The organism is Pseudomonas defluvii (genome assembly GCF_001695625.1).
In the GTDB taxonomy this organism is placed as follows: Bacteria; Pseudomonadota; Gammaproteobacteria; order Pseudomonadales; family Pseudomonadaceae; genus Aquipseudomonas; species Aquipseudomonas defluvii.
In genome coordinates, this window is record NZ_MBPN01000107.1 from 1 (window position 1) to 16558 (window position 16558).

Genomic DNA, 16558 nt, shown 5'->3' on the forward strand with positions numbered 1-16558 from the left:
GTCGCGGTAACCCGCCAGGCGCCGGTCAAGGATCAGCATCAGATTGCGGGTACCGTGATCGGTGCCGTGGCTGGTGGCCTGCTGGGCAACCAGATTGGCGGTGGTACCGGCAAGAAGATTGCAACCGTGGCCGGTGCGGTGGGTGGTGGTTATGCCGGTAACAAGGTGCAGGAGAACATGCAGAACAAAGACACCTACACCACCACCGAGACGCGCTGCAATACGGTTAATGACCTGAGTGAGAAGGTCGTGGGCTATGACGTGAAGTATTCGATTGGTGACAAGGTCGGCAAGGTGCGCATGGATCGTGACCCAGGCTCACAGATCCCGCTGGACAAGAATGGCCAGTTGATTCTGGGGCAGGCCCCGGCGGGGCAGTGAGTGGGTGATGTGACACTGGCTTGCCAGTGATCAGCGCTTAAACAAAAAGCCCCTGGCCTTTCGGTCAGGGGCTTTGTCGTTAGCCTTGTTGCTTGGCTGGAACTCAGCGTTTCAGCGAGGCCGGCAGGTGCGGCTGGATGGCCGTCAGTACCGCCTTGAAGCACTTGATGTTGCCGGCAACGATATGGCCTTTTTCCAGGAAGTCGTGACCGCCGGTGAAGTCGCTCACCAGGCCGCCCGCTTCTTGAATCAGCAGGGTGCCTGCAGCCATGTCCCATTCAGACAGGCCCGACTCCCAGAACGCATCAAAGCGACCGGCGGCCACATAGGCCAGGTCGAGGCTGGCGGCGCCAGCGCGGCGGATGCCTGCGGTCTGGCCAACCAGGGAGCGGAACATGCCCAGGTAGTTGTCCAGGTTGTCCATCTGGTTGTCACGGAATGGGAAGCCGGTGCCCAGCAGTGCGCCTTCCAGGCTGGTGCGGGAGCTGACGCGCAGGCGACGACCGTTCAGTTGGGCGCCACGGCCACGGCTGGCGGTGAATTCTTCCTGGCGGACAGGGTCCAGAACTACGGCGTGTTCCAGGCGGCCGCGGTACTTGCAGGCGATGCTGACAGCGAAGTGTGGTACGCCACGCAGGAAGTTGGTGGTGCCGTCCAGTGGGTCAATGATCCACAGGTAGTCTTCACCTTCGCCGCTGCCGGCGTGCAGGCCGGTTTCTTCGCCGTAGATGGCGTGGGTAGGGTAAGCCTTGCGCAGGGCCGCGATGATGGTTTGCTCGGCGGCGCGGTCGACCTCGGACACGTAGTCCTTGGCGTCCTTCTCATCAACCTTGATGGTATCCAGGCGCTCGATGGAGCGGAAAATCAGTTCACTGGCGCTGCGGGCGGCGCGCAGCGCGATATTCAGCATGGGCTGCATGGACGTTTCACCTGGGTCGTTAAAGAAAGCCGAACATTCTATCAGAAAACTTTCTATGAAGAAGGGTGACATTTGCTTTCGTAGCGTAACGTCGGTCGGTTCTGTAAGATTTGCTCCCCCTTTACCGTGTCTGTGAGCCCTTGCCGTGCTGCAAAATATTCGTGTTGTCCTGGTCAATACCAGCCACCCCGGCAATATCGGTGGGGCTGCGCGTGCCATGAAGAACATGGGCTTGTCGCGTCTGGTACTGGTCGATCCGCTCCATTTCCCCTCCCACGAAGCCAGTGCTCGTGCATCGGGTGCCGATGACGTGCTGGCGGGTGCCCAGGTGGTGGCCACGCTTGAAGAGGCGCTGGTCGGTTGTACGTTGGTGATCGGTACCAGTGCCCGTGATCGGCGCATCCCCTGGCCGATGCTCGACCCGCGCGAGTGTGGCGCGAAGGTGGTCGAGGATGCCGGGCAGGGCGCTGAAGTCGCCCTGGTGTTCGGGCGTGAGCACTCCGGCCTGACCAACGACGAGCTGCAGCGATGTCATTATCACGTGCATATCCCGTCCAACCCCGACTTCAGTTCGCTGAACCTTGGGGCCGCCGTGCAGGTGCTCGCCTATGAGGTGCGCATGGCATGGCTGGCCATCGAGGGGCGGCCGTCGAAAGTCGAGAAAGTCGAAGTGGCGTCGGTACGCAGTGGCGAGCTGGCGACCATGGATGAGATGGAGCTGTTCTACGAGCATTTGGAAAAGACCCTGGTCGAGATCGGTTTTCTCGACCCGGAGAAGCCCAAGCACCTGATGTCGCGCTTGCGTCGACTGTATGGGCGTAGTTCGGTGAATCGTTCGGAAATGAGTATTTTGCGCGGCATCCTCACGGAAACCCAGAAAATGGCCCGTGGCGAGCCGCATAAGCGGAAGGATCAATAGATGTTCGAGCGTCTGCGTGAAGATATCCAGAGCGTTTTCCACCGTGATCCGGCGGCGCGCAATGCCTTTGAGGTGCTGACCTGCTACCCGGGTATGCACGCAATCTGGCTGCACCGTGCAGCGCATGCCCTGTGGGTGCGGGAGTGGAAGTGGCTGGCGCGGTTGGTGTCGAACTTCGGCCGTTGGCTGACCGGCATCGAAATTCACCCGGGTGCCAAGGTGGGGCGGCGTTTCTTCATCGATCACGGTATGGGTATCGTGATTGGCGAGACGGCCGAGATCGGCAACGATGTCACCCTGTACCAGGGCGTGACGCTTGGCGGTACCAGCTGGAACAAGGGTAAGCGCCACCCCACGCTGGAAGATGGCGTGGTCGTGGGTGCTGGTGCCAAGGTGCTCGGCCCGTTCACGGTCGGTGCCGGGGCCAAGATCGGCTCCAACGCCGTGGTGACCAAGGCCGTGCCGGCCGGTGCCACGGCGGTAGGTATTCCGGGGCGCATCATCGTCAAGACCGATGCCGAGCAGGAAGCCAAGCGCAAGGCCATGTTTGATGCCTACGGCGTCAGCGAAGACATGCCAGACCCGGTCGCGCGCGCCATTGGTCAGTTGCTTGATCACCTGCATGCGGTGGATGGGCGCCTGGAGGACATGTGCGGTGCCTTGAAAAACCTGGGCAGTGACTACTGTGCCAAGGAGCTGCCTGCCTTGCGCGACGAGGACTTTGCCGAGGTCAAGGCCGAGCCGCGTAGCGACGCCGCGACGCATTGACAGAAGGGGCGTGTGCTCACGCCCCGACTTTGCTATTATTCCGCCGCCGTCCAGGCTCAATCCCGACTAAAGCACTAGGTCTTATAGTTGACTTAAATGCTCGGGAATAGCATACTCGCTCACATCCCGTAACTCCGTGGTACCTACTAGCCATGCGACTGACTACAAAAGGCCGATACGCCGTGACCGCCATGCTCGACCTGGCATTGCACGCGCAGCATGGGCCGGTGTCCCTGGCCGACATTTCCGAGCGCCAAGGCATTTCCCTCTCTTATCTGGAGCAGCTGTTTGCCAAGCTGCGTCGTAGCAGTCTGGTTTCCAGTGTGCGCGGTCCGGGCGGTGGCTATCAGCTGTCGCGAGACATGGGGAGCATTCAAGTCGCGCAAGTTATCGATGCGGTCAATGAATCGGTCGATGCTACGCGCTGCCAGGGCCTGGGTGATTGCCACGCCGGCGATACCTGCCTGACTCACCACCTGTGGTGCGATCTCAGCCAGCAGATTCACGAATTCCTCAGCGGTATCAGCCTGGCTGACCTTGTCACTCGCAGTGACGTGCAAGAGGTCGCCCAGCGTCAGGACTTGCGTCGAATCGCAGGCCGGGCACCGCAGCTGGACAAGATTGAGACGTCCGCCGTCGAATGACCGTTTCGACGCGCGACGCGACCGCCTGATAGGAGATATTCAATGAAGTTGCCGATCTACCTCGATTACTCCGCGACCACGCCGGTCGACCCACGCGTCGCGCAGAAAATGAGCGAGTGCCTGCTGGTCGACGGAAACTTCGGTAACCCGGCCTCGCGCTCCCATGTTTTTGGCTGGAAAGCCGAAGAGTCGGTCGAAAATGCTCGTCGCCAGGTTGCTGACCTGGTCAATGCCGATCCGCGGGAAATTGTCTGGACCAGCGGTGCCACCGAGTCCGACAACCTGGCAATCAAGGGTGTCGCGCACTTCTATTCGACCAAGGGCAAGCACCTCATCACCTCCAAGATCGAGCACAAGGCGGTCCTGGACACCATGCGCCAACTGGAGCGTGAAGGTTTTGAAGTCACCTACATCGAGCCCGGTGAAGACGGCCTGATTACCCCGGCCATGGTTGAAGCGGCACTGCGTGACGACACCATCCTGGTTTCGGTCATGCACGTGAACAACGAAATCGGCACCATCAACGACATCGCCGCCATCGGTGAGCTGACCCGCTCCCGTGGCGTGCTGTTCCATGTCGACGCGGCCCAGTCCACTGGCAAGGTCGAAATCGACCTGCAGAAGCTGAAGGTCGACCTGATGTCCTTCTCGGCCCACAAGACCTACGGCCCTAAAGGTATCGGCGCGCTGTACGTCAGCCGCAAGCCTCGCGTACGCCTGGAAGCCACCATGCACGGTGGCGGTCACGAGCGTGGCATGCGTTCCGGCACCCTGGCCACCCACCAGATCGTCGGCATGGGTGAAGCCTTTGCCATCGCCAAGCAGGAAATGGCCAGCGAAAACCAGCGTATCAAGGCCCTGAGCGAGCGCTTCTTCAAGCAGGTCGAAGGCCTGGAAGAGCTGTACGTCAACGGCAGCATGACCGCCCGCGTACCGCACAACCTGAACCTGAGCTTCAACTACGTCGAAGGCGAGTCGCTGATCATGGCGCTCAAGGACCTGGCCGTTTCGTCCGGTTCGGCCTGCACCTCGGCCTCGCTGGAGCCGTCCTACGTGCTGCGCGCCCTGGGCCGCAACGACGAGCTGGCACACAGTTCTATCCGTTTCACCTTCGGTCGCTTCAGCACTGAAGAAGAAATCGACTACGCCGCGCAGAAAGTGTGCGAGGCAGTTACCAAGCTGCGCGAATTGTCGCCGCTGTGGGACATGTACAAAGACGGCGTCGACATCTCCAAGATCGAGTGGGCTGCGCACTAAGTAGTCGCCAGCAAGAGCGGCTCTCTGATGAGGAAGGAATTGCACCATGGCATACAGTGAAAAGGTCATCGACCATTACGAAAACCCGCGTAACGTCGGCAAGATGAATGCCGAGGACCCGGATGTCGGTACCGGCATGGTTGGCGCACCTGCGTGCGGCGACGTCATGCGCCTGCAGATCAAGGTCAACGAGCAGGGTGTTATCGAAGACGCCAAGTTCAAGACCTATGGCTGCGGTTCGGCTATCGCTTCCAGCTCCCTGGCCACTGAGTGGATGAAGGGCAAGACGCTGGACGAGGCTGAAACCATCAAGAACACTCAGCTGGCTGAAGAACTGGCGCTGCCGCCGGTTAAAATCCACTGCTCGGTACTCGCCGAAGACGCCATCAAGGCGGCCGTTCGTGATTACAAGCAGAAGAAAGGCTTGCTCTAAGTCGCTTGTTGCAGGTTAAGGAGTTCCGATGGCTATCAGCATGACAGAAGCCGCCGCCAACCATGTGCGGCGCTCCCTCGAAGGACGTGGCAAGGGTGAAGGCATTCGCCTGGGCGTACGTACCACCGGCTGCTCCGGTCTGGCCTACGTGCTGGAGTTCGTCGACGAGCAGGGCAGTGAGGACCAGGTCTTCGAAAGCCATGGCGTGAAGGTGATCATCGACCCGAAAAGCCTGGTTTACCTTGACGGTACCGAGCTCGATTTCGTCAAGGAAGGGTTGAACGAAGGCTTCAAGTTCAACAACCCCAACGTGCGCGGTGAGTGTGGCTGCGGCGAAAGCTTCAACGTTTGAGGCAGATTGTGGGTACTCCTTGTCATTTCGCCCTGTTTGACCTGCAACCTGGCTTCCGCCTGGACCTCGACAAGTTGGCCGCGCGTTATCGCGAGCTGGCCCGCGAGGTCCATCCGGACCGCTTCGCCGATGCTTCCGAGCGCGAGCAGCGCTTGGCGCTGGAGCGTTCGGCTGGCCTCAATGAAGCCTACCAGACGCTCAAGAGCGCGCCGCGACGTGCCCGTTACCTGCTGGCGATCGGCGGCCATGAAGTGCCGCAGGAAGTCACCGTCCACGACCCTCAGTTCCTGCTGCAGCAGATGCAGTGGCGCGAGGAGCTTGAAGACCTGCAGGACAGTGCCGACCTCGAGGGCGTTGCAGCCTTCAAGCACCGCTTGAAAGTTGCTCAGGAGGCCCTCAATGAGGACTTCGCCGCTTGCTGGGATGTGGCTGCGCAGCGTGAGCAGGCCGAGCGCCTGATGCGCCGCATGCAGTTCCTCGACAAGCTCGCCTACGAAGTGCGCCAGTTGGAAGAGCGCCTCGACGATTAACCCGGTGCCGCCCTGGCGGCCCCTCTGGTACCCGAATAAGCATGGCCCTACTGCAGATCGCTGAACCCGGTCAGAGCCCTCAGCCCCACCAGCGTCGTCTGGCGGTGGGCATCGACCTTGGCACCACCAATTCGCTGGTCGCTGCGCTGCGCAGCGGTCTTTCCGAACCACTGGCCGACTCCGAAGGTCGGGTTATCCTGCCGTCTGCGGTGCGTTACCACGCTGACCGCGTCGAGGTCGGGCATTCAGCCAAGGCGGCTGCCTCCAGCGACCCGCTCAATACCGTATTGTCGGTCAAGCGCCTGATGGGGCGTGGCCTGGCGGATGTCAAACAGTTGGGTGATCAACTGCCTTACCGCTTTGTCGGCGGTGAATCGCACATGCCGTTCATCGATACCGTGCAGGGTGCGAAAAGCCCTGTAGAGGTTTCGGCCGAGATCCTGCGGGTACTGCGCCAGCGTGCTGAAGACACCCTCGGGGGTGAACTGGTGGGTGCGGTGATCACCGTGCCAGCGTATTTCGACGACGCTCAGCGCCAGGCCACCAAGGACGCCGCCAAGCTGGCGGGCCTCAATGTATTGCGCCTGCTCAACGAGCCAACCGCGGCCGCGGTGGCCTATGGCCTGGACCAGAATGCCGAAGGCCTGGTGGCCATCTATGACCTGGGTGGCGGTACCTTCGATATTTCCATCCTGCGCCTGACCGGCGGCGTGTTTGAAGTGCTGGCTACCGGCGGCGACAGTGCCCTGGGCGGCGACGATTTCGATCACGCCATTGCCAGCTGGATCGTTGAGCAGGCCGGCCTGTCGGCTGACCTCGATCCGGGCGCGCAGCGCCAGCTGCTGCAAACGGCGTGTGCCGCCAAGGAAGCCCTGACCACGGCCGATAGCGTGCCGGTGGCTTACGGTCAATGGCAGGCTGAGCTGACCCGCGAAGCGTTTGATGCGCTGATTGAGCCGATGGTCGCACGCAGCCTCAAGGCTTGCCGTCGTGCGGTGCGCGACAGTGGCATTGAGCTGGACGAAGTCGGGGCCGTGGTAATGGTCGGCGGCTCGACCCGCGTGCCGCGTGTGCGCGAGGCGGTTGGCGCACTGTTTGGGCGTACGCCACTGACCGAAATCGACCCGGATCAGGTCGTGGCCATTGGCGCTGCCATTCAGGCGGATACCCTGGCTGGTAATCGTCGCGACGGTGGCGAGTTGCTGCTGCTTGACGTGATCCCGCTGTCCTTGGGCCTTGAGACCATGGGCGGCCTTATGGAAAAGGTGATTCCGCGCAACACCACGATCCCGGTGGCACGCGCTCAGGAGTTCACCACCTACAAAGACGGCCAGACAGCCATGATGATTCATGTGCTGCAGGGCGAGCGTGAGCTGATCAGCGACTGCCGTTCCCTGGCGCGTTTCGAGCTGCGTGGCATCCCGGCGATGGTTGCCGGTGCCGCAAAAATCCGTGTGACCTTCCAGGTCGACGCCGATGGCCTGCTCAGCGTGGCGGCCCGTGAACTGGGTTCGGGTGTCGAGGCCAGCATTCAGGTCAAGCCGTCCTACGGTCTGACCGACGGTGAGATCGCCCGCATGCTCAAGGACTCCTTCGAGCACGCCGGCTTCGACAAGACCGCCCGTCAGTTGCGCGAGCACCAGGTCGATGCTCAGCGCCTGATCGAGGCGGTGCAAGGCGCCCTGGATGTCGATGGTGACCGTTTGCTCAGCGCCGAAGAGCGTCTGGCGATCGAGCATCAGATGCACGAGTTGCGTGAATTGATGAACGGCACCGATGGCGCGGCCATCGAGCAGCAGACCAAGCGTCTGTCGCAGGTGACCGATGCTTTTGCAGCCCGCCGCCTTGATTCGACGGTAAAAGCCGCGTTGGCCGGGCGCAACCTGAATGAGATCGAGGAATAACTGATGCCGCAGGTGATTTTTCTGCCCCACGAGAAGTTCTGTCCGGACGGTCTTGTGGTGGAGGTGGAGCCGGGTACTAATATCCTGGAGTTGGCCCACGAGCACCATATCGAGATGGAAAGCGCATGTGGCGGCGTGTGCGCCTGCACCACTTGCCATTGCATCGTGCGTGAAGGTTTCGATTCGCTCGAGGAAGCTGACGAGCTCGAAGAAGACATGCTCGATAAGGCCTGGGGCCTGGAGCGCCAGTCGCGTCTGGCCTGTCAGGTATTCGTGGGTGAGGAAGACCTGACCATCGAGATTCCGAAGTACACGATCAACCTGGCCGCCGAAGCGCCGCACTGATTCAAGGAGCCATCATGAGTCTGAAATGGGTTGATGTACTTGAAATTGCAATCCAGCTTGCCGAAAGCAAGCCGGAAGTCGATCCTCGTTATGTGAACTTCGTCGATCTGCATCAGTGGGTTCTGGCTTTGCCGGAGTTCAGCGACGATCCACAGCGTGGCGGCGAGAAGGTTCTGGAAGCGATCCAGGCCGCCTGGATCGACGAAGCCGACTGAGTACGCTCGGCAGGTTAGGCAATCCCTAAGAACCCGCGTATAATTCGCGGGTTTAATTTTTCGCTTCACTTACTGTTTCTGGAGTTTTCCATGGCTGTTCAACGTACTTTCTCGATCATCAAGCCTGACGCAGTTGCCAAGAACGTCATCGGCGAGATCACCACTCGTTTCGAAAAAGCCGGCCTGCGCGTCGTCGCTTCGAAAATGAAGCAACTGTCCAAAGCCGAAGCTGAAGGCTTCTACGCTGAGCACAGCGCTCGTGGCTTCTTCGGCGACCTGGTTGCCTTCATGACCTCCGGTCCAGTTGTTGTCCAGGTTCTGGAAGGCGAAAACGCCATCGCTCTGAACCGTGAGCTGATGGGCGCTACCAACCCTAAAGAAGCTGCTGCCGGTACCATCCGCGCTGACTTCGCTGAGTCCATCGACGCCAACGCCGTACACGGTTCGGACTCCGAAGCCGCTGCTGCTCGCGAAATCGCTTACTTCTTCGCAGCTACTGAAGTAACCACTCGCTAAGCGAAGGCTGACGAGTGAGGGTGAATCCATGACGACATCGACTGGCAAAATCAACCTGTTGGGTCTAACCCAGCCGGAAATGGAAAAATTCTTCGACTCAATCGGGGAGAAGCGCTTCCGTGCCGGTCAGGTCATGAAGTGGATTCACCACTTTGGCGTTGATGATTTCGACGCCATGACCAACGTCGGCAAGGCCTTGCGCGAAAAGCTCAAGGCCTGTGCCGAGGTTCGCGGTCCGGAAGTGGTCAGCGAGGACATCTCCAGCGACGGTACCCGCAAATGGGTCGTGCGCGTGGCGTCCGGCAGCTGCGTCGAGACCGTCTACATCCCCCAGGGCAAGCGTGGCACGCTGTGTGTCTCGTCCCAGGCCGGTTGCGCCCTGGACTGCAGTTTCTGCTCCACCGGCAAGCAAGGTTTCAACAGCAACCTCACCGCCGCCGAAGTCATCGGCCAGGTGTGGATTGCCAACAAGTCGTTCGGCACTGTACCGGCCAAGATCGACCGTGCCATCACCAACGTGGTGATGATGGGCATGGGCGAGCCGCTGCTGAACTTCGACAACGTCGTCGCGGCCATGCATTTGATGATGGACGACCTCGGCTATGGCATTTCCAAGCGCCGGGTGACCCTGTCCACCTCCGGCGTGGTACCGATGATCGATGAGCTGGCCAAGCACATCGACGTCTCCCTGGCACTTTCGCTGCACGCGCCGAACGATGCGCTGCGCAACGAACTGGTGCCGATCAACAAGAAGTACCCGCTCAGCGTGGTGCTCGACTCGTGCATGCGCTACATGTCCGAGCTGGGCGAAAAGCGCGTACTGACCATCGAGTACACCCTGCTCAAGGACGTCAACGACAAGCTCGAACATGCCGTGGAAATGGCCGAGCTGCTGAAAAACGTTCCGTGCAAGATCAACCTGATTCCGTTCAACCCGTTCCCGCATTCCGGTTACGAGCGGCCGAGCAACAACGCTATCCGCCGTTTCCAGGACCACCTGCATCATGCCGGCTACAACGTGACGGTACGCACCACCCGTGGTGAAGACATCGACGCGGCATGTGGTCAGTTGGTCGGTCAGGTCATGGATCGCACCCGTCGTAGTGAGCGTTACATCGCCGTTCGTCAGTTGAATGCTGATGGTGATGCGCCGAACACGGCCGTGCAGAACTGAAGAGAGGATCTCCATGACCCCACGCGCTGCGCTGCCGATCCTGCTGGTCGCTCTGTTGGCAGGCTGTGCGTCGACCGGTGAGCCTGGTACGCCGGTCAGCAGCAAGGCGCGGGTCGAGGCGGTTCAGGCGTATGTGCAGTTGGGCCTGGGGTACTTGAAGCAGGGGTTGACCGAGCGTGCCAAGTGGCCGTTGAAAAAGGCCCTTGAACTCAATGCTGACGATGCTGATGCGCATGCTGCCCTGGCCCTGGTGTTCCAGGCTGAAGGTGAAGCGGTACTGGCAGAGCAGCACTTTCGCAAGGCGCTGGCGCAGGCCCCGGACAACACCCGAATTCGCAACAATTTCGGCAGCTTCCTTTATGCTCAAGGCCGCTACACCGATGCCGAGCAGATGTTTCGTCGCGCGGCTGCCGATACCCTGTATCCTGAACGTTCGCGGGTGTTCGAAAGCCTGGGGCTAACCGCCTTGAAGCTCGATCAGCGCGAGCAGGCGCGGGAATACCTGGAAAAGGCTTTACGGCTCAACCGTCATCAACCCCATGCGTTGTTGGAAATGGCTGAGTTGTCTTACGAAGACAGGCATTATGTGCCGGCCCGAGACTTCTACGATCGTTTCAGCCAACTGAGCGACCCCAATGCCCGCAGCCTGCTGCTGGGCAGTCGCCTGGCAACGGTGTTTGAAGAATCGAACAAGGCCGCCGAGCTGGGCCTGCAATTACAACGACTTTATCCCGGTACGCCGGAATATCAGCAATACCTGTCGGAGCAATGATGAAAGCGGCGCATCCCGAAGCAGTAGCAGCGACTCGCGAGAATCCCGGTGAGATTTTGCGTCAGGCCCGTGAAAACAGGGGCTGGTCGCAGGCCGAAGTGGCCCACAAGCTCAACTTGACCGTGAGTTCCCTGAGCAATCTTGAAGCCGGCGCCTTCGACAAGCTGCCTGGGCATACCTTTGCCCGTGGTTATATCCGTGCCTACGCCAAGTTGCTCGACATGGATCAGGCAGCGTTGGTTCAGGCCTTTGACCAGTGCACTGGCACCCATGCCCAGGGCAGCGATGTGCATGCCTTGGGCCGTATTGAAGAGCCTGTGCGGTTGTCGCATAACATTTTGCGTGGCGTAAGCCTCGTGCTGCTGCTGGCGGTGGTCGGTGGTGGTTATTTCTGGTGGCAGGATCAAACCCGTCGGCATGGCAAGGACCTGGCGACCATTGCCATGGAGCATGTCGAGGTCGAGAGCGCCGACGGCACGACGCAAATTCATCCGCTGGACGAGCCGGAAGATCAGGCCGTCGATGCATCGCAACAACCGCAAAGCACTGATTTGAGCCTTGAACAGGCCCAGCCAGACGTGGAAGCCCCTGCACCTGCGAGCGAACCAGCAGCGGCCGTGGCTCCAGCCGCGCCAGTGGCTGTGACGCCTGCCAAACCCGCTGCTGCAGCGGTCGTGCCGGCAGCGCCAGCCGCTCCGGCTGCACCTGTGGTACCTGTGGTACCTGTTGCGCCGGCCAAGCCCGTCGTGCCGGCTCCGGCCCCAATTGTGGCCCCGGCTGTCGTCGCGGCCGCAGAGCCTGCGGTTGCAGGCAGTGGCAAGGTGCATGTTCAATTCAATGCCGATTGCTGGACGTCAGTTATCGACGGCAACGGCAAGGTGCTGTTCAGTGCCATCAAGCGCAAGGGCGACAGCCTGGACGTCAGCGGCAAGCCACCGTTTGCGGTGCGCTTCGGCTACGCCAAGGGCGTGCAACTGAGCTACAACGGTCAGCCAGTCGACCTTGCGCCGTTCACCAGTGGCGAGACCGCTCGCCTGAAGTTGGGACAATAAGTCATGCACGGCGAATCTCCGATCAAACGGCGCGAATCCCGGAAAATCTGGGTAGGTAATGTACCTGTCGGCGGCGATGCACCCATTGCCGTCCAGAGCATGACCAACACCGATACCAACGATGTCGCCGCCACCGTGGCGCAGATCAACCGGCTGGTCGATGCCGGTGTCGATATCGTGCGTGTCTCGGTACCGGACATGGACGCTGCCGAAGCGTTTGGCAAGATCAAGCAACAGGTCAGCGTGCCCTTGGTGGCAGACATCCACTTCGACTACCGCATTGCCTTGCGCGTGGCCGAACTGGGTGTCGACTGCCTGCGTATCAACCCGGGCAACATCGGTCGTGAAGACCGTGTGCGTGCGGTGGTCGATGCGGCACGTGACCGTGGTATCCCGATCCGCATTGGCGTCAACGCCGGTTCGCTGGAAAAGGACCTGCAGAAAAAGTACGGTGAACCGACCCCGGCTGCGCTGGTTGAGTCGGCCCTGCGCCATGTCGAGCACCTCGATCGCCTGGACTTCCAGGACTTCAAGGTCAGCGTGAAGGCGTCCGATGTGTTCATGGCCGTCGAAGCCTACCGCTTGCTTGCCAAGCAGATCATCCAGCCGTTGCACCTGGGTATCACCGAAGCCGGTGGCCTGCGTTCGGGGACGGTAAAATCGGCGGTTGGCCTGGGCATGCTGCTTGCCGAAGGGATTGGCGATACTATCCGCATCTCGCTGGCGGCCGATCCGGTCGAAGAAGTGAAGGTCGGTTACGACATCCTCAAGTCGCTGCACCTGCGTTCGCGTGGTATCAACTTCATCGCCTGCCCGAGCTGCTCGCGGCAGAATTTCGATGTGGTCAAGACCATGAACGAGCTGGAAGGGCGCCTGGAAGACTTGCTGGTACCGCTGGACGTTGCGGTCATCGGCTGTGTGGTCAATGGCCCCGGTGAAGCCAAGGAAGCCCATGTCGGGCTGACCGGTGGTACGCCGAACCTGATCTACATCGATGGCAAGCCGTCGCAGAAACTGACCAATGACAACCTGGTTGATGAGCTGGAAAAGCTGATCCGCCAGAAAGCGGCCGAGAAGGCCGAGGCCGACGCGGCGCTGATCGCCCGCGGCTGACACCGTATCGCTAAGGATTTCCCGTGAGCAAATCGCTGCAAGCCATCCGTGGCATGAACGACATTCTGCCCGAGCAGACCCCGCTATGGCGCTACTTCGAGAGCACCGTGGCCGGCCTCCTCGACACCTACGGCTATCGTCAGATTCGTACGCCGATTGTCGAGTTCACCGAGCTGTTCAAGCGCTCGATTGGTGAAGTGACCGACATCGTCGAGAAAGAGATGTACACCTTCGCCGACCGTAACGGCGACTCGCTGACCCTGCGCCCTGAAGGCACGGCCGCCTGCGTTCGCGCGGTGCTGGAGCACGGCATCAGCGGCGGCGGCCAGGTACAGAAACTGTGGTACATCGGCCAGATGTTCCGCCACGAGCGTCCGCAGAAAGGCCGCTACCGTCAGTTCCACCAGATCGGTGTCGAGGTCTTCAACCTCGACGGTCCGGACATCGACGCTGAGCTGATCGTCCTGACCTGGCGCCTGTGGGGCCTGCTGGGCATTCGCGACGCGGTCAAGCTTGAGCTGAACAGCCTGGGCACCAGCGAAGCCCGTGCGCGCTATCGCGATGCCCTGGTCGAGTTCCTCTCGGCACGCCTGAGCGAACTGGACGAAGACAGCCAGCGCCGCCTGAAAAGCAATCCGCTGCGTATCCTCGACAGCAAGGACCCGAACACCCAGGCGGTACTGGTCGGTGCGCCGAAGCTTGAGGAATACCTGGACGAAGAGTCTCGCGTGCACTTCGAAGGCCTGAAGGCGCGCCTGGATGCCGCTGGCATTCCTTACGTCATCAATACCAAGCTGGTACGCGGCCTGGACTACTACAGCAAAACCGTGTTCGAGTGGGTCACCGACAAGCTCGGTTCCCAGGGTACCGTGTGCGCGGGTGGCCGTTACGATGGTCTGGTCGAGCAGATGGGCGGCAAGCCGACCCCGGGCGTTGGTTTCGCCATGGGTATCGAGCGCTTGATCCTGCTGCTGGAAACCCTGGAGCAGATCCCCGAGTCGATCAACCGTCAGGTCGATGTCTACCTGTGTGCGTTCGGCGAGCAGGCCGAGCTGGCTGGCCTGACCCTGAGCGAGAAGCTGCGTGATCGTCTGCCGGGCCTGCGTCTGCAGGTGAACGCCGGTGGTGGCAGCTTCAAGAGCCAGTTCAAGAAGGCCGACAAGAGCGCAGCGCTGTTCGCCTTGATCCTGGGGGACGACGAACTGGCGCAACAAGTGGTAGGTTTCAAACCCCTGCGTGGTCAGGGCGAACAACAAAACATTGCCTGGGATGCTCTGGCCGAGCACCTGGAAGCTTCCCTCGCGCAGGCGTGAAGCGGGTCAACAGCCGATTTGGTGAAAAGGAGTATTGGGGTGTCGAGTACCGATGATGAACAGCTGGCGGCATTCAAGGACTGGTGGCAGCGTAACGGCAAGCCACTGGTAACCGGTGGCCTGCTGGCGCTGGTGGTGGTATTCGGCTGGCAGGCCTGGCAAAAGTACCAGGGCAATCAGTCGCAAGGCGCCTCCAACCTCTACCAGGCCTTGCTGGAAACGACCCTCACGCCGAGCGGTCAGCCTGATACCGCCAAGGTTGCCGAACTGTCCGGCAAGCTCAAGAGCGAGTTCGGCGGTTCTGCCTATGCGCAGTACGCCAGCCTGTTCGTGGCCAAGGTTGCGGTTGAAAGCGGCAAGCTGGATGACGCAGCCGCTGAGCTGAAGAGCGTTATGGACAAGCCGGCCGACGCCACGCTGGGCGAGATCGCCCGCCAGCGTCTGGCCCGCGTGCTGGCTGCGCAGAACAAGGCTGACGAGGCCCTGAAACTGCTTGATGGTGATGCCGACAAAGCCTTCCTTGCCAGCCGTGAAGAGCTCAAGGGCGACCTGCTGGTGCAACTGGGCCGCAGTGCTGATGCCCATAGCGCTTATGAGAAGGCCAAGGCGGCGCTCTCTGACGATGCCGCCATCGGTGGCCTGCAACTCAAGCTCGACGACCTGGCCAAAGGGGATGCCTGACGTGATCGCATGGAAACCTGCCGCAGTGCTGGCCTTGGCTCTTCTGGCCGTGGGTTGCAGCAGCAACAGTAAAAAGGAACTGCCGCCGGCCGAGCTGACTTCGTTCACCGAAGAAGTGGTGCTGAAAAAGCAATGGAGTCGTTCGATCGGTGATGGTCAGGGCGAAACCTTCAATATGCTCGTTCCGGCTATCGAGAACGACCGTATCTATGCTGCGGACGTCAACGGCCTGGTCATGGGCCTTGATCGTCTGAACGGCGACGTGATCTGGAAGAAGAAGCTGGAACTGCCGGTTTCCGGCGCCGTCGGTGTTGGCTATGGCCTGGTCATGGTCGGTACCCTCAAGGGTGACGTCATTGCCCTGGATGCCAGCACCGGTGAAGAAAAGTGGCGCTCGCGCGTTACCAGCGAAGTGCTGGCACCGCCTGCCACCAACGGTGACGTGGTTGTCGTTCAGACTCAGGACGACCGCGTGATCGGTCTGGATGCCAGCACGGGTGACCGCCGCTGGATCTATGAAAGCACCCCGGCCGTACTGACCCTGCGTGGCACAGGCGCGCCGATCGTGACCAACCGTCTGGCGGTTGCCGGGCTGTCGACCGGCAAGGTCATCGCCCTTGATACCCAGAACGGCGTACCGGTCTGGGAACAGCGCGTGGCCATCCCGCAAGGCCGTTCCGAGCTGGACCGTGTCGTGGACATCGATGGTGGTTTGCTGCTGTCGGGTGGTGTGATCTACGTTGCTAGCTACCAGGGGCGTGTTGCTGGCCTGGAACTGGAAAGCGGTCGTGTGCTCTGGCAGCGTGATGCTTCCAGTTCGGCAGGTGTCGCTCAAGGTTTCGGTAACGTCTACGTGAGCGAAGCAACAGGCACGGTCGAAGGTATCGATGAGCGTTCGTCCACCGCACTGTGGAGCAACGATTCGCTGGCACGTCGCCAGCTGTCGGCCCCTGAGGTGTTCTCCAGCTATGTGGCAGTCGGTGACCTTGAGGGTTACCTGCACTTGCTGAGCCAGGTCGATGGTCGTTTCGTTGGCCGTGAGCGCATCGACAGTGACGGCCTGCGCGCGCGTCCGCTGGTGGTGGGTGACACGATTTATGTGTATGGCAACAGCGGCAAGCTGGAAGCGCTGACCATTCGCTGAGTCTATGCTTGAGGCCTGCAAGGGCCTCGGGTTGCGGCACTTTGGTGCCGTCCGAACTCCGGCCGCTGCTGTGCAGCGGCCTTTGTATTTTTTGAATTTACGCAGTGGAGAGCCGCATGGTTCCCG

General features: G+C 60.8%; 20 protein-coding genes. 19 read left to right on the forward strand and 1 reads right to left on the reverse strand.

Annotated elements, in window-relative coordinates; translation table 11 throughout:
• Positions 1–381 (forward strand): glycine zipper 2TM domain-containing protein (locus EKA13_RS21920; RefSeq protein ID WP_065761347.1); only part of this gene is annotated, 381 nt, incomplete at its 5' end.
• 103 nt (positions 382–484) lie between these two features.
• Here the strand turns inward: EKA13_RS21920 and suhB are convergent.
• The gene (gene suhB / locus EKA13_RS21925) at positions 485–1300 is read right to left on the reverse strand and encodes a type III secretion system regulator SuhB (protein WP_065761348.1); all 816 of its coding nucleotides are present in this window, start codon (positions 1298–1300) and stop codon (positions 485–487) included.
• A 145-nt stretch (positions 1301–1445) separates the two neighbouring features.
• Between suhB and trmJ the strand changes: the two genes are divergently transcribed.
• From trmJ to bamB, 18 genes are all read left to right on the forward strand, one after another.
• Positions 1446–2219: a tRNA (cytosine(32)/uridine(32)-2'-O)-methyltransferase TrmJ gene (trmJ, locus tag EKA13_RS21930; protein WP_065761349.1), complete on the forward strand. Its 774-nt coding sequence runs from the start codon at positions 1446–1448 to the stop codon at positions 2217–2219.
• The gene (cysE, locus tag EKA13_RS21935) at positions 2220–2987 is read left to right on the forward strand and encodes a serine O-acetyltransferase (protein ID WP_065761350.1); all 768 of its coding nucleotides are present in this window, start codon (positions 2220–2222) and stop codon (positions 2985–2987) included.
• A 152-nt stretch (positions 2988–3139) separates the two neighbouring features.
• Positions 3140–3631, forward strand: coding sequence for a Fe-S cluster assembly transcriptional regulator IscR (iscR, locus tag EKA13_RS21940; protein WP_065761351.1), 492 nt, complete (start codon positions 3140–3142; stop codon positions 3629–3631).
• A 42-nt stretch (positions 3632–3673) separates the two neighbouring features.
• Positions 3674–4888 carry an IscS subfamily cysteine desulfurase gene (locus tag EKA13_RS21945; RefSeq protein WP_065761352.1) on the forward strand — a complete coding sequence of 405 codons (1215 nt, stop codon included), beginning with the start codon at positions 3674–3676 and terminating at the stop codon, positions 4886–4888.
• Between the two features lie 46 nt (positions 4889–4934).
• Positions 4935–5321 (forward strand): Fe-S cluster assembly scaffold IscU, encoded by a 387-nt coding sequence (gene iscU, locus EKA13_RS21950; RefSeq protein ID WP_002552476.1) that lies wholly within the window; start codon positions 4935–4937, stop codon positions 5319–5321.
• Positions 5322–5349: 28 nt separating this feature from the next.
• Complete coding sequence (gene iscA, locus EKA13_RS21955) at positions 5350–5673, forward strand: iron-sulfur cluster assembly protein IscA (protein WP_065761353.1); 324 nt, start codon at positions 5350–5352, stop codon at positions 5671–5673.
• Between the two features lie 8 nt (positions 5674–5681).
• Positions 5682–6203 (forward strand): co-chaperone HscB, encoded by a 522-nt coding sequence (gene hscB, locus EKA13_RS21960; protein WP_065761354.1) that lies wholly within the window; start codon positions 5682–5684, stop codon positions 6201–6203.
• 41 nt (positions 6204–6244) lie between these two features.
• The gene (gene hscA, locus EKA13_RS21965; protein WP_065761355.1) at positions 6245–8107 is read left to right on the forward strand and encodes a Fe-S protein assembly chaperone HscA; all 1863 of its coding nucleotides are present in this window, start codon (positions 6245–6247) and stop codon (positions 8105–8107) included.
• 3 nt (positions 8108–8110) lie between these two features.
• Positions 8111–8452, forward strand: coding sequence for an ISC system 2Fe-2S type ferredoxin (gene fdx, locus EKA13_RS21970; protein WP_065761356.1), 342 nt, complete (start codon positions 8111–8113; stop codon positions 8450–8452).
• A 14-nt stretch (positions 8453–8466) separates the two neighbouring features.
• The gene (gene iscX, locus EKA13_RS21975) at positions 8467–8667 is read left to right on the forward strand and encodes a Fe-S cluster assembly protein IscX (RefSeq protein ID WP_065761357.1); all 201 of its coding nucleotides are present in this window, start codon (positions 8467–8469) and stop codon (positions 8665–8667) included.
• A gap of 90 nt (positions 8668–8757) precedes the next feature.
• Positions 8758–9183: a nucleoside-diphosphate kinase gene (gene ndk, locus EKA13_RS21980; protein WP_065761358.1), complete on the forward strand. Its 426-nt coding sequence runs from the start codon at positions 8758–8760 to the stop codon at positions 9181–9183.
• A 28-nt stretch (positions 9184–9211) separates the two neighbouring features.
• Entirely contained in the window at positions 9212–10357 is a 1146-nt protein-coding gene (gene rlmN, locus EKA13_RS21985) for a dual-specificity RNA methyltransferase RlmN (RefSeq protein ID WP_065761359.1), read from the forward strand.
• A gap of 13 nt (positions 10358–10370) precedes the next feature.
• Entirely contained in the window at positions 10371–11129 is a 759-nt protein-coding gene (gene pilW / locus EKA13_RS21990; protein WP_065761360.1) for a type IV pilus biogenesis/stability protein PilW, read from the forward strand.
• Positions 11129–12181: a RodZ domain-containing protein gene (locus EKA13_RS21995; RefSeq protein ID WP_065761361.1), complete on the forward strand. Its 1053-nt coding sequence runs from the start codon at positions 11129–11131 to the stop codon at positions 12179–12181. The genes pilW and EKA13_RS21995 overlap by 1 nt, the downstream gene beginning before the upstream one ends.
• A 3-nt stretch (positions 12182–12184) precedes the next feature.
• Complete coding sequence (gene ispG / locus EKA13_RS22000; RefSeq protein WP_065761362.1) at positions 12185–13294, forward strand: flavodoxin-dependent (E)-4-hydroxy-3-methylbut-2-enyl-diphosphate synthase; 1110 nt, start codon at positions 12185–12187, stop codon at positions 13292–13294.
• A gap of 23 nt (positions 13295–13317) precedes the next feature.
• Positions 13318–14607 carry a histidine--tRNA ligase gene (gene hisS, locus EKA13_RS22005; protein ID WP_065761363.1) on the forward strand — a complete coding sequence of 430 codons (1290 nt, stop codon included), beginning with the start codon at positions 13318–13320 and terminating at the stop codon, positions 14605–14607.
• A 39-nt stretch (positions 14608–14646) separates the two neighbouring features.
• Positions 14647–15288 carry a YfgM family protein gene (locus tag EKA13_RS22010; protein WP_065761364.1) on the forward strand — a complete coding sequence of 214 codons (642 nt, stop codon included), beginning with the start codon at positions 14647–14649 and terminating at the stop codon, positions 15286–15288.
• The gene (gene bamB, locus EKA13_RS22015) at positions 15281–16432 is read left to right on the forward strand and encodes an outer membrane protein assembly factor BamB (RefSeq protein WP_065761365.1); all 1152 of its coding nucleotides are present in this window, start codon (positions 15281–15283) and stop codon (positions 16430–16432) included. The genes EKA13_RS22010 and bamB overlap by 8 nt, the downstream gene beginning before the upstream one ends.
• Positions 16433–16558: the final 126 nt, after the last annotated feature.